Genomic DNA, 12,181 nt, shown 5'->3' with positions numbered 1-12,181 from the left:
TGGGTCCATACCCATGTGTCCATGCCAATGAATCCATGCCCATCGGTCCATGCCAGTAGATCCACGCCATGCGTGGACGGCGTCAGCGCACGAACACCTTCTCCGCGCCGTACTCCCAGTTCCACGGCACTCCGGTATCGCCCAGCACGAACGCCACCAGCGCCGGAAACGCCGCCTCGGCGCGGACATCGTTGCCCAGCATCACCACGCAGCGCTGGCCCTGCTCGATGCACACCAGGGTGTTGCCCACCGCGTCATCGTGGCCGCCCTTGTAGAACCCTGGCCCCTGCGGCCCGCGGAAGGTGACTACGCCCAGGCCGGCTGCCAGGTCCCTGCGCCGCTCCGCTACCGGCAGTTCCGCCTGCAGGGTCGGAAACTGGCTGGCCGTGGTGATCGGCAGCTGCGGACGTACCAGCTCCTGCCGTATCGCCGCTGAAAGGCCTTCGCCGCGTACATAGCCCGCTGCGAAGTTGGCCATGTCGGCGATGGTGGTATCCATCGAGCCGGCGGCCCGCACCCGGCTGCGCTCGTCATGCGGCTCGGGCGTGCCATCGGTGGTCCAGCCGTCGGCCAGGTTGGTGGCGAAATCCTCGCGCCACATCATGCTGGTGCGGGGCATGCCGAAGCGGTCGAACACGCGCCGCTGCATCAGCGCGCCGATGTCCTGGCCAAGGCGCCCCCGTTCGAGCACGAACTGCAGCAGGATCAAGCCTTCGCCGGAATAGCCGTAGCGGCTGCCCGGATCGAAATGGAATTGCAGCCTGCCATCCGGTTCCAGAAACGCGAAGTTGGCAAAGCCGCTGCCATGATTGAGCAGCAGGCGCGGGGTGAGCCGGCGCCAGCGTTCGTCGCCGGCCAATACGCTGTAATCGGCGTAGTGCTTCGTATCGACGGGGTAGTCCGGCAATGGCTTGTCCAGATACGTGGCAATGCCGGCGTCCAGCGCGATCACCTGGTCCTGTGCCAGCTGCGCGACCAGGTGGCCGAAGGCCATCTTGGTCAGCGAAGCGGCGTACATCACGGTGTCGGTACGCAGCGGTTCGCCGGCGGCGTTGCGCTCGCCATAGGCGGCCACGTGCACCACCTTGCCGGCGTCGATCACCGCCAGCGCCATGCCACGTGCGTGTGCGGCCTGCATCAGCCGGTGCGCCTGGGCATCAATGCGGGCTGGCGATGGCAGCGGTGGTGGCGCAGCGACTACGGCCATCGGCAACAGCGTCAGCAACAACAGGACGACACGGCACATGCGTGGAACTCCTGGCGGGACGTGGCGCGATGCTACCGCAGCTTTGGCTGTTGGCGCCTGTCGACCCCATCCAGGCCCCGGGGCGGCGCCGCGTCATGCCCTGCGGCAGCCCGGTCCGGACTTGCGCCCTGCGGGAGCGGGAATATAATAAGGCACCTAATCATAACGGGTATGATGGATGCTTGAAGCAAAACACACGGCTCTCATCCAGGAGGCTGGCCGTCGCGGCGATCCCCACCTGGCCCAGCTGCGCCTGTGCTTCCAGCTGCTTTCGCTGTCCAACGCGATCGACCGTGACTGCGCTTCACGCCTGGCGCCGCACGGCCTCAGCGAAGGCCGCTTCGTGGTGCTGTTCCTGCTGCACGGCGCTGGCGGCACGTTGCCTCCGCACGCGTTGGCCGAGCGCGCTGGCGTCACCCGCGCCACCATCAGCGGGTTGCTCGATGGCCTGCAGCGTGACGGCCTGCTGCAGCGACGCAACGATGCCGAGGATGGCCGCCGCCTGCAGATCGTGCTGACCGCGCGCGGCAAGCGCCTGGCTGCCGATCTGTTCGACCAGCACACTCAGTGGATCGGCGGACTGTTCAACGGTCTTGATTCCCGCCAACAGGTGCAGTTGTCGCTGCTGCTGGAAAAAGTCTGGCGACACACCGACGCAGGCCAGGAAACAGTCACATGAGCGGCACCATCGGCACTGCACGCCTGCAGGCACTCAATGCGGGCAGCGTATCCAGCACGCACCTGGCCGAGTGCCTGGCTGTGGACTTCGCTGCGTTGCTGCAGGCGGTGGCACCGACCTTGCCACCGGCCTCGATACAGCGCATGCAGGCCGCCGCAGGCAGGGGGATCACCCAGCGCATGGCATTGGCCGCAGCGCTACTGCGCGAGGCAGGGCAGGGTGACGTGCAGCGCAGGCAGGCGCATCCATCCGATACCGTGCGGGGATGGGCGTGCTATCTGATTGGCAGTGACCCGCAGGCGGCATTGGCCGACAAGCTGCAGGCCATGCGTCCTCTGGCAGATGATGCGCACTTCGGTGTGCGCGAATGGGCATGGTTGGCCTTGCGCAGCGATATCGTCGCCGAGCCGCTGGAAGCGCTTGCCCTGCTGCAACCCTGGACGCAGCAGCGCTCGCCGCATCAGCGCCGCTTCGCCTGTGAGGCGCTTCGCCCGCGCGGCGTATGGGCCACGCACATCGCGCTGTTCAAGCAGCAACCCGAGTACGCGTTGCCCCTGCTGGAGGCCCTCGCTGACGATCCCGAGCGCTATGTGCAGGACTCGGTTGGCAACGGGCTGAACGACGCAGGCAAGAGCCAGCCCGGATGGGTGCGCGATGTATGCGCACGGTGGCAGTCAACGCACGAAAGCGCAGCCAATACGTACATCCGCAAGCGCGCGCTGCGCTCGCTGTAACGCCGTTCCGTTCACCCGCGTTTCCCGGTAGTGCCGGCCGCTGGCCGGCAACCCCATGACCTTCAAGGGAGACCCCATGCGCCACCGCCTCATCGGACTGCATTCCGGCACCCTCGTGGCACATGCGCGTGTCATCCATTCCGGGTAAAGATGGCGCTCGGCCGTGTCCACCCGCAGGGAAGTCGAGCATGCAGAGCAAGATCCAGGTGACGTTGTACGGAGCGCTGGGCAGCAGTCCAGCGCTGCAGGTGCCCGGCCTGGAAGGGCCGGTGGTGGCCATCCAGGAAGCCACCCTGCGGCAGCTGGTGTCCGATCTGTATACGGCCAGGTCCATGCTCAACCCCGAACAGCTTGATGAGGCCAGGCAGGAACTGGACCGCGTGGTGGAGCGTTGGGTCGACATCCACGAGACGCTGCTGCTGGATGTGGAAGTGCATGGCGGCCGATAGTCCGCTGAACCGCGCCCGCAGTTGCGGATGAAACAGTTGGCACCCGCCAAAACCCTGTGTTATCAATAGATCCCATGAACGCAGCCCACGCCAGCTTTTATTGGTATTACTTTCCGAAGCCCCCGGCGGAGGAAGGATTGCGCTCACCCTGAAGAAAGCTTCAGACGCATTCCCGAAAGCCGCCAGCGAACCTGGCGGCTTTTTTCATGTCGCCACGCTGCGGACCCCCAACGTTCCGTAGAGACCCCTCACCATGCCCCCGCACACCGACGACCTGCGTATCCGCACCATCGAACCGCTGACACCGCCTGCCCAGCTGCTGGCGATGCTGCCCTGTGATGACGAAGCCTCCGACACCGTCAGCGCTTCGCGCGCCGCCCTGCACCAGATCCTGCATGGCCGCGACGACCGCCTGGCGGTGGTGGTCGGGCCGTGCTCGATCCACGATCCGAAAGCCGCCATCGAGTACGCACAGCGCCTGAAGCCGCTGCGCGATGCGCTGGCCGGCGAGCTGGAAATCGTCATGCGCGTGTACTTCGAGAAGCCGCGCACCACGGTGGGCTGGAAGGGCCTGATCAACGATCCGGACCTGGACGGCAGCTTCAAGATCGACAAGGGCCTGCGCATCGCCCGTGGCCTGCTGCGCGACATCAACAAGCTCGGCCTGCCGGCCGGCGTCGAGTTCCTCGACGTGATCTCGCCGCAGTACATCGCCGACCTGGTGGCATGGGGCGCGATCGGCGCACGCACCACCGAAAGCCAGGTGCATCGTGAACTTGCGTCGGGGCTGTCGTGCCCGGTCGGCTTCAAGAACGGCACCGACGGCAACGTCAAGATCGCCGCCGATGCCGTGGGCGCGGCCTCCAATCCGCATCACTTCCTGTCGGTCACCAAGCAGGGCGGCACCGCCATCGTCTCCACCACCGGAAACCCCGACTGCCACGTGATCCTGCGTGGTGGCAAGCAGCCGAACTACGATGCGGCCAGCGTGGCCGATGCCTGCCAGGCGCTGGCCAAGGCCAAGCTGCCGACGCGCCTGATGATCGATGCCAGCCACGCCAACAGCCTGAAGAACCACGAAAACCAGCCGAAGGTGATCGAAGACATCGCCATCCAGCTGGAAGATGGCGAGCAGCGCATCGTCGGTGTGATGGTCGAAAGCCATCTGGTCGGCGGTCGCCAGGAACTGGTGGAAGGCCAGCCGCTGGTCTACGGCCAGAGCATCACCGATGGCTGCATTGATTGGGACACCACCGTGCAGGTGCTGGAGCGGCTTGCCGCTGCCGTGCGCGCCCGCCGTGAGGTGAAGGTGTCCGAAGCCGCTTGAGTGCGGCACGTGTGTGGATGGCGGCCAGCGCCTGCGGGGGTGCGGCCGCGATCAGGGCCGGTCGGAGTTGGAGACCGGCCCGTCTGCACCGGCGATGCGCCTGGCGCTGCGTATGTGCGACAGCGCCAGGTACATCGCCGGGGTGGCGTGAGACCCGAACCGGCGATGGCCGCAGTAGACCCACGCCATGCGTGGATGAAGCCGCCTCGCTCACCGCCCCGCCCGTACTCGCGCCAACGCCAGATACATCGCCGGCGTGGTGTACAGCGTCAACCACTGGCTGACCAGCAACCCGCCGACGATGGCGATGCCCAGCGGCTGCCGCAGCTCCCAGCCTTCACCGTTGGCCAGCATCAGCGGCAATGTGCCCAGCAGTGCCGCCAGCGAGGTCATCAGGATCGGCCGCAGGCGCAGTCGTGCAGCTTCCATCACCGCATCCTGCGCGCTCAGGCCGCGGCGTTCGCCGGCCAGCGCGAAGTCGACCAGCAGGATCGTGTTCTTCATCACCACCCCCACCAGCAGGAACAGGCCGAGCAGGGCGATCAGGTTCAGTTCGTTGCCGAACAGCCACAGCGCCAGCAACGCCCCGATGCCGGCCGACGGCAGCGTGGACAGGATCACCAAGGGCTGCAGGAAACTCTCGTAGAGGATGCCCAGCACCAGGTACACCGCCAGCGTCGCACCCAGTACCAGCCACAACTGGCGCGAACGCAGCTGCTCCAGGCCACCGGCCTCGCCGGAAAGCTTGGCCTGCACCGAGCGCGGCAGCATCAGTTTGGCCATCGCCGCATCAATGGCCCGGGTGGCCTGTTCCAGGCCCACGCCCGGCGCCAGCGCGAACTCGATCCAGATCGAGGCGAACTGCTCGCTGTGATACACGCGGTCCGGCGCCATGCCATAGCGCCAGCTGGCGATGCTCGATAGTGGAATGCGCTGGCCGCTGCCATCGATCACCTGCAGCCGTGCCAGCGTGCCCGGGTCCTGGGTGTGCTTCGGGTCCAGCTCCATCACCACCCGGTACTGGTTGAGGCTGTCGTACAACGTGGCGACCTGGCGCTGGCTGAAGGCGTTGTTGAGCATGTTGGCCACAATGCGCAGGTCCACGCCGTGGCGCGCCGCTGCCTCGCGGTCGATGTCCAGCATCACCTGGCGCATGCCGGCCTCGCCCTGCGCTTCCACGTCCACCAGTTCCGGCAGGCCACGCAGCGCAGCAGCGACCTTCGGTGCCCATTGGCGCAAGGGTGCGGTGTCCGCTGACAGCAGCTGGAATTCGTATTTGCCGCTGCTGCCGGCGCCTTCCAGGCGGATGTCCTGGTCCACCCACAGGTACAGATTACCGCCGGGCAGCTTGGGCAGGCGCGCGCGCAGGCGATCGATCACCTGCTGGCTGGAGACACCGCGCTCGGCCAGCGGCTTCATCTTGATCATGATGAAGGCGTTGTTGACCCCGTTGCTGCCACCGATATACCCGATGATGTCCTCGATGGCCGGGTCGGACAGCAGCAGTCTGCGGTAGGCATCGATCTTCGGCTGCATCGCCTGGAAGGACAGGCCGTCATCGCCACGCGCGAAGCCGCGCAGCTGTGCGGTGTCCTGCTGCGGAACGATGCCCTTGGGTACCTGCTGGAACAGCCAGGCGTTGAGTGCGATCACTGCCACGAAGGCCAGCAAGGGCCAGCGCAGGTGACGCAGGCTGGCCTGCAGGGTGCGCAGATAGGTGCCACGCACGCGCTCGAACAGCGCATTGCTGCCGCGCTGCCAGCGCGAGGGTTGTTGCGCGTCATCGACGAACAGGCGCGCACACAGCATCGGCACCAGGCTGAGCGCCACCAGTACCGACACCGCCATCGCTGCTACCAGGGTCAGCGAGAATTCGCGGAACAGGCGCTCGACGAAATCGTCCAGGAACAGGATCGAGACGAACACCACGGCCAGCGCCAGGTTCATCGACAGCAACGTAGTGCCCACTTCCGATGCACCACGCACCGCCGCCTGCCAGCGGTCGGCGCCCAGCTCGCGATGGCGCGCGATGTTCTCCAGCACCACGATGGCGTCGTCCACCACCAGTACCGCCGCCACGATCAGGGCCATCAGCGAGAGCGTATTGAGCGAGAAGCCCATCAGCGCGATCAACGCCAGCGTGCCGAACAGCACCACCGGAATCGCCACGCTGGGCACCAGTGCTGCGCGCCAGTGGCCGAGGAAGCCGAGCACCACCAGTACCACCAGCGCGATCGCCAGCAGCAGGGTCACTTCTGCTTCGTGCAGGGTGGCGCGGATCACCGGCGAGCGGTCCATCACCAGGCGCATGTCCACCGTGCTGGGCAGCAGGGCGTGCAGCTGCGGCAACTGCGCCTGGATGGCATCGACGGTGGCGATGATGTTGGCGCCGGGCTGGCGGCTGACGATCAGCAGCACGGCGGGGCGTTCGTTGTGGAAGCCACTGGCATAGCGGTCCTCGACGCCCTCGGCGACGGCAGCGACATCGCCCAGCCGCAGCAGGCGGTCATCGCTGGCCTTCAGCGCCAGCTGGCGATACTGCGCTGCCTGGCGCAGCTGCAGCGGCGCTTCCAGTTGCCAGTGCTGCTGCGCGCCTGCGACCGCACCCAGTGGGCGCACTGCATTGGCGCGGCTGATTGCCTGTGCCACGTCTTCCAGTGCCAGGCCTGCGTGATTGAGAGCATTGGGGTCCAGCGACACGCGAACCGCCGGCAGCGCGCTGCCGCCCACCTGCACTTCGCCCACGCCCGGCACCTGCGACAGCTTCTGCGCCAGCACGGTCGAACCCAGGTCGTACAGCTGTCCCGGCGAGAGCGTATCGGAGGTCAGCGCCAGCGCCAGGATCGGCGCCTGCGACGGATTGACCTTGCGGTACTGCGGCATGCCCGGCATGCCGCTGGGCAGCTGGCCGCGGGCGAGGTTGATCGCGGCCTGCACTTCGCGCGCGGCCTCGTCGATGTCGCGGCCGAGCACGAACTTCAATTCGATCTCGGTCTGCCCCTGGGTGCTGGCCGAGTCGATGCGCGAGATGCCGGGCAGGCTGCCCAGCGCACGCTCCAGCGGCGTGGCCACGGTGGCCGCCATCGATTCGGGCGAGGCGCCAGGCAGGCTGGCGCTGACTTCAATGGCGGGGTAGTCGACCTGGGGTAGCGGCGCCACCGGCAGCAGGCGCAGCGCCAGCAGGCCGGCCAGTCCCAGCGCCACCGCCAGCAGGAGGGTCGCCACCGGACGCTGCACGCAGGCCTGTGCCAGGCGTGCCACAGGGGTCATGCGCTGGCCTCGCCAGCGGTTGCCGGTGCTGTCGCGCGGCGACGCTGCAGACGGTCGAAGGCCAGGTAGATCACCGGCGTGGTGAACAGGGTCAACACCTGGCTGACCATCAGGCCACCCACCATCACCCACCCCAGCGGCTGCCGCAGCTCTGCGCCCGAGCCACTGGCCAGCATCAGCGGTACCGCGCCGAACAGCGCGGCCAGAGTGGTCATCAGGATCGGCCGGAAGCGCAGCAGCGCCGCCTGGTGGATCGCCTCACGCGGGCTCATGCCGCGCGTGCGCTGCGCGTCCAGCGCGAAGTCGATCATCATGATCGCGTTCTTCTTCACCAGGCCGATCAGCAGCACGATGCCGATCACTGCGATCAGGTCCAGGCTGCGTCCGCTCACCCACAACGCGGCCAGGGCGCCCACGGTCGCTGAGGGCAGGGTGGAGAGAATGGTGATGGGGTGGATGAAGCTCTCGTAGAGCACGCCCAGCACGATGTACATCACCACCACCGCCGCCAGGATCAGCCACAGCGTGCTCGACAGCGAACTGCTGAAGGCCGCCGCCGCGCCCTGCAGGCGCAGCTCGATGCTCTGCGGCAATGCCACCTGTGCCTGCGCGGCATGCACGGCATCCACCGCTTCGCCCAGCGATGCGCCGGGCGCAAGGTTGAACGACAGCGTGGCCGCCGGGAACTGACCGACATGGTTGCGCAGCAGCGCCGTTGGCCCCTGCTCGACGCGCGCCACCGCGCCCAGCGGCACGGTCTGGCCGTTGCTGCTGCGCACGCGCAGGCCGCTGATCGCCTCCGGCCCCGGTTGCCGCGCCGGATCGGCCTCCAGCACCACCCGGTACTGGCTGGCCTGGGTGAAGATGGTCGAGATCTGCCGTTGCCCGTAGGCGTCGTACAGTGCGTCGGCCACCGCTTCCACACTCACGCCCAGACGCGCGGCAGCATCGCGGTCGATGCTCACCCTGGCCTGCCGGCCCTGCATCTGCAGGTCACTGGCCACATCACGCAGCGCCGACGATTGGCGAAGCGCTTGCAACAGTTTCGGCGTCCAGGTTTCCAGCGTCTGCAGGTCCGGCGTGGTCAAGGTGAACTGGTACTGGTTGCGGCTGATGCGGTCTTCGATGCCCAGCTCCTGCACCGGTTGCAGGTACAGGGTGATGCCGGGAATCCTCGCCACGCGTTGCTGCAGCCGCGCCATCACCACGTCGGCGCCCTCGCGCTCGCCGTGTGGCTTCAGTTCGATCAGCAGGCGGCCGGTGTTGAGGGCGGCATTGTTGCCGTCCACGCCGATGTAGGAAGACAGGCTGGCCACGGCCGGGTCCTGTTCAATGGCCGTGGCCAAGGCAAGCTGGCGCTCGCGCATGGCTTGGAACGAGATTGCCTGCGGGGCTTCGCTGATGCCCTGGACCAGGCCGGCATCCTGCACCGGGAAGAAGCCCTTCGGCACCGCGAAATACAGCGCCACCGTCAGCGCAAGCGTGGCCACGGTCGCCAGCAGCATCAGTGGCTGGCGCTGCAGCACCCAGCGCAGCTGGCGGTCGTACAGGGCAATGATGCGATCGAACACGTCGCGCTTCGGGGTTGGAGCCCTGACCGGATCCGACCCGGGCGGGGTCAGATCCCCGTGGGGCGCTGACCCTTTGGCATGTGGTTTCAGGAAGCGCGCGCACAGCATCGGCGTCAAGGTCAGCGACACCAGCAGCGAAATGCCGATGGCCACCGCCAGCGTCACTGCGAACTCATGGAACAGCGCGCCCACCAGGTCGGCCATGAACAGCAACGGGATCAGCACGGCGATCAACGAGACCGTCAGCGACACCAGGGTGAAGCCAATCTCGCTGGCACCTTTCAGCGCTGCCTCGCGCGGGCTTTCGCCGTCTTCCAAGTGGCGGGCGATGTTCTCCAGCATCACGATGGCATCGTCCACCACGAAGCCGGTGGCAATGGTCAACGCCATCAGCGTGAGGTTGTTGAGCGAATAGCCGGCCAGCAGCATCACCGCGAATGTGCCGATCAGCGACAGCGGCACCGCCACGCTGGGAATCAGCGTAGCCGGCAGGTTGCGCAGGAATACCCAGGTGACCAGCACCACCAGCGCGATGGCCAGCACCAGTTCCTTCTGTACGCCGCGCACGGACGCGCGGATCGATTCGGTGCGGTCGCTGAGCACGGTCATCTGCACGCCGGCCGGCAGCGTGGCCTGCAGCTGCGGCAGCAACGCACGCACCTGTCCGACCACGGCGATGACGTTCGCGCCGGGTTGGCGCTGGATGTTCACCAGCACCGCCGGGGTGGTGCCGCTCCATGCCGCCAGCTGGCGGTTCTCGGCGCCGTCGGTGATGGTAGCGACATCGCCCAGCCGCAGCGGTGCGCCCTCACGCCAGGCCAGCACCAGTGCGCGGTATTCGGCAACGCTGCGCATCTGGTCGTTTGCATCGAGCATCACCGCACGGATCGGGCCATCGAAGCTGCCCTTGGGTAGGTTGACGTTGGCTGCGGCAATCGCAGTGCGGATGTGGTCCATGCCCAGGTTGTTGGCGGCCAGCGCGGCCGGATTGACCTGGATGCGCACGGCGGGACGCTGGCCACCGGCCAGGCTGACCAGGCCCACGCCCGGCAACTGCGCCAGCCGCTGCGCGATGCGGGTGTCGACCAGGTCATGCACCTGCGGCAGTGACAGGCCCTGCGAGGTCACCGCCAGGGTCAGGATCGGCGTGTCGGCCGGATTGACCTTGCGATACACCGGCGGCACCGGCAGGTCGCCGGGCAGGAAGCTGCCGGCGGCGTTGATCGCCGCCTGCACGTCCTGTTCGGCCACGCCCAGCGACACCTCCAGGCCGAACTGCAGGGTGATCACCGACGCTCCCCCGGAACTGGTGGACGACAGCTGCTTCAGGCCGGGGATCTGCCCGAGCTGGCGCTCCAGCGGCGCGGTGATGGTGCGCGTGGTCAGCTCGGGGCTGGCACCGGGGTACAGCGTGGTGATCTGGATGATCGGATAGTCGACCTGCGGCAGCGCCGCCACCGGCAGCAGGCGATAGGCCAGTACCCCGGACAGCAGCAGCGCCACCATCAGCAGGGTCGTGGCGACCGGGCGCAGGATGAAGGCGCGCGAGAGGTTCATGCGCCGGCCCTGGTCGATGCCTCCTCGGTGATGATCTCCACCGCGGTGCCGTCTTCCAGCCCGTCGATGCCTTCGATCACCACCTTGTCACCAGCCACCAGGCCGGAACGCACCGCCACGCGTCCGGCGTCGGCCGGACCGAGCACCACCGAGCGACGTTGTGCCTTGTTGTCCTTGTCGACGATGTGCACGTAGTTGCCCTGGCTGCCGAACTGCACGGCGGCATCGGGAATCAGCAGCGCGGGATGCTCACCCAGCTGCAGGCGCACATTGACGAACTGGTTGGGGAACAGCGCCTGGTCGGCGTTGTCGAACTGCGCGCGCAGCTTCAGCGTGCCGGTGGCGGTATCGATGCGGTTGTCGACGCTGGACAGGGTGCCGCTGGCGAGCTGCCGTTGTTCTTCGCGGTCCCAGCTTTCCACCGCCAGCGCCGGCTGCGCCTGCACCGCATCGAGCAGGGCGGGAAGCTCCGGCTCGGGCACGGTGAACAGCACGCTGATCGGCGCCGTCTGCGCCAGCGTGACCAGGCCTTCGGTATCGCTGGCGTGCACCAGGTTGCCTACGTCCAGCCGACGCAGGCCGACACGGCCGCTGACCGGGGCGATGATGCGCGTGTACTGCAACTGCAGTCGCGCTTCGTCCACCGATGCCTGGTCGCTGAGGCGACGCCCCTGCAGCTGCCGCACCTTGCTCTGCTGGTCGCTCAGTTCCTGTGCCGACACGTAGTTCTGTCGCTGCAGTTCGCGGTAGCGCTGCAGCTGGCGCTCGGCATTCTCCAGCTCGGCCAGGTTCTGCTGCTGCGTACCCTGTGCGTGCGCAAGCTTCACTTGGTAGGGGCGGGGATCGATCTGTGCCAGCAGGTCGCCGGCGTTGACCTGCTGACCTTCCTGGAAATGCAGGCGCATCAGTTCGCCGTCCACGCGGCTGCGCACCACCACGCTGTGCAGCGGAGTGACCGTACCGACCGCCTTCATCCGCAGCACCAGCGGCTCGGCGCTGGCAAGGGCGATGCGTACAGGCACCGTCTTGCCGCTGCCGGCTTCGCCACTGCCCGCCTCGGCCCGGGGCCACAGCCACCACGCCAGGCCAGCGACAAGGGCAAGACCGGCAGCTACCAGCAACAGGCGGGCACGACGTGAGCGGGAATTTTCGGCGACAGACATGGGCATCCTGCGCCCTGCGTGCACGCAGGGTCATGCGGGCCCGTCGGCACCACGAAGGGCCACGGGCAGCGGGGGAGGGGGATTGTCTGGCGGGGCCGCAGGCGCGGCGTGGCTGGATGCCGTCGCGCGTGCGACGGGGCGCCAATGGTAGCGGTTTACGCAGGCCGTCGCCGCGTGACCTTGGT

8 protein-coding genes are annotated in these 12,181 nt (G+C 67.4%); 4 read left to right on the top strand and 4 right to left on the bottom strand.

All coding sequences use genetic code 11. From position 1 onward, the window contains the following. Positions 1-82: 82 nt before the first annotated feature. Positions 83-1,246, bottom strand: a complete 1,164-nt coding sequence (locus ABIA73_RS12390) for a serine hydrolase domain-containing protein (protein WP_354275854.1) — start codon at positions 1,244-1,246, stop codon at positions 83-85. Between the two features lie 178 nt (positions 1,247-1,424). On the opposite strand from ABIA73_RS12390, the gene ABIA73_RS12385 reads away from it, so the two are divergent. The 4 genes from ABIA73_RS12385 (at position 1,425) to ABIA73_RS12370 (ending at position 4,435) form a co-directional block, all read left to right on the top strand. Beyond that, positions 1,425-1,925 carry a MarR family winged helix-turn-helix transcriptional regulator gene (locus ABIA73_RS12385; protein WP_354275853.1) on the top strand — a complete coding sequence of 167 codons (501 nt, stop codon included), beginning with the start codon at positions 1,425-1,427 and terminating at the stop codon, positions 1,923-1,925. Then, on the top strand, positions 1,922-2,659 hold the full coding sequence (locus ABIA73_RS12380; protein ID WP_354275852.1) for a DNA alkylation repair protein: 738 nt from the start codon (positions 1,922-1,924) through the stop codon (positions 2,657-2,659). Before ABIA73_RS12385 ends, ABIA73_RS12380 begins: the two co-directional genes overlap by 4 nt. Positions 2,660-2,847: 188 nt before the next feature. Then, positions 2,848-3,108 (top strand): hypothetical protein, encoded by a 261-nt coding sequence (locus ABIA73_RS12375; RefSeq protein WP_025878654.1) that lies wholly within the window; start codon positions 2,848-2,850, stop codon positions 3,106-3,108. A 253-nt stretch (positions 3,109-3,361) separates the two neighbouring features. Beyond that, the gene (locus tag ABIA73_RS12370) at positions 3,362-4,435 is read left to right on the top strand and encodes a 3-deoxy-7-phosphoheptulonate synthase (protein ID WP_025878655.1); all 1,074 of its coding nucleotides are present in this window, start codon (positions 3,362-3,364) and stop codon (positions 4,433-4,435) included. Between the two features lie 210 nt (positions 4,436-4,645). Here the strand turns inward: ABIA73_RS12370 and ABIA73_RS12365 are convergent, their stop codons facing one another. Genes ABIA73_RS12365 through ABIA73_RS12355 form a run of 3 tightly spaced genes read right to left on the bottom strand, consistent with a single transcriptional unit; the run spans position 4,646 to position 11,996 of the window. Continuing rightward, positions 4,646-7,705, bottom strand: coding sequence for an efflux RND transporter permease subunit (locus tag ABIA73_RS12365; RefSeq protein WP_354275851.1), 3,060 nt, complete (start codon positions 7,703-7,705; stop codon positions 4,646-4,648). Next, positions 7,702-10,833, bottom strand: coding sequence for a multidrug efflux RND transporter permease subunit (locus ABIA73_RS12360; protein WP_354275850.1), 3,132 nt, complete (start codon positions 10,831-10,833; stop codon positions 7,702-7,704). The genes ABIA73_RS12365 and ABIA73_RS12360 overlap by 4 nt, the downstream gene beginning before the upstream one ends. After that, positions 10,830-11,996, bottom strand: a complete 1,167-nt coding sequence (locus ABIA73_RS12355) for an MdtA/MuxA family multidrug efflux RND transporter periplasmic adaptor subunit (protein WP_218788047.1) — start codon at positions 11,994-11,996, stop codon at positions 10,830-10,832. Before ABIA73_RS12355 ends, ABIA73_RS12360 begins: the two co-directional genes overlap by 4 nt. Positions 11,997-12,181 lie beyond the last annotated feature (185 nt).

The sequence above is a fragment of the Stenotrophomonas sp. 2694 genome (assembly GCF_040548715.1).
Classification (GTDB): Bacteria; Pseudomonadota; Gammaproteobacteria; order Xanthomonadales; family Xanthomonadaceae; genus Stenotrophomonas; species Stenotrophomonas indicatrix.
This window is presented reverse-complemented; position numbering and strand designations above follow the sequence as displayed.

Excerpts from the sequence above, each read along its gene's own strand:
- ABIA73_RS12375 (WP_025878654.1), top strand. The coding sequence starts at position 2,848 with ATGCAGAGCAAGATCCAGGTGACGTTGTACGGAGCGCTGGGCAGCAGT.
- ABIA73_RS12355 (WP_218788047.1), bottom strand. The coding sequence starts at position 11,996 with ATGTCTGTCGCCGAAAATTCCCGCTCACGTCGTGCCCGCCTGTTGCTG.
- ABIA73_RS12380 (WP_354275852.1), top strand. The coding sequence starts at position 1,922 with ATGAGCGGCACCATCGGCACTGCACGCCTGCAGGCACTCAATGCGGGC.
- ABIA73_RS12365 (WP_354275851.1), bottom strand. The coding sequence starts at position 7,705 with ATGACCCCTGTGGCACGCCTGGCACAGGCCTGCGTGCAGCGTCCGGTG.
- ABIA73_RS12390 (WP_354275854.1), bottom strand. The coding sequence starts at position 1,246 with ATGTGCCGTGTCGTCCTGTTGTTGCTGACGCTGTTGCCGATGGCCGTA.
- ABIA73_RS12370 (WP_025878655.1), top strand. The coding sequence starts at position 3,362 with ATGCCCCCGCACACCGACGACCTGCGTATCCGCACCATCGAACCGCTG.
- ABIA73_RS12360 (WP_354275850.1), bottom strand. The coding sequence starts at position 10,833 with ATGAACCTCTCGCGCGCCTTCATCCTGCGCCCGGTCGCCACGACCCTG.
- ABIA73_RS12385 (WP_354275853.1), top strand. The coding sequence starts at position 1,425 with ATGCTTGAAGCAAAACACACGGCTCTCATCCAGGAGGCTGGCCGTCGC.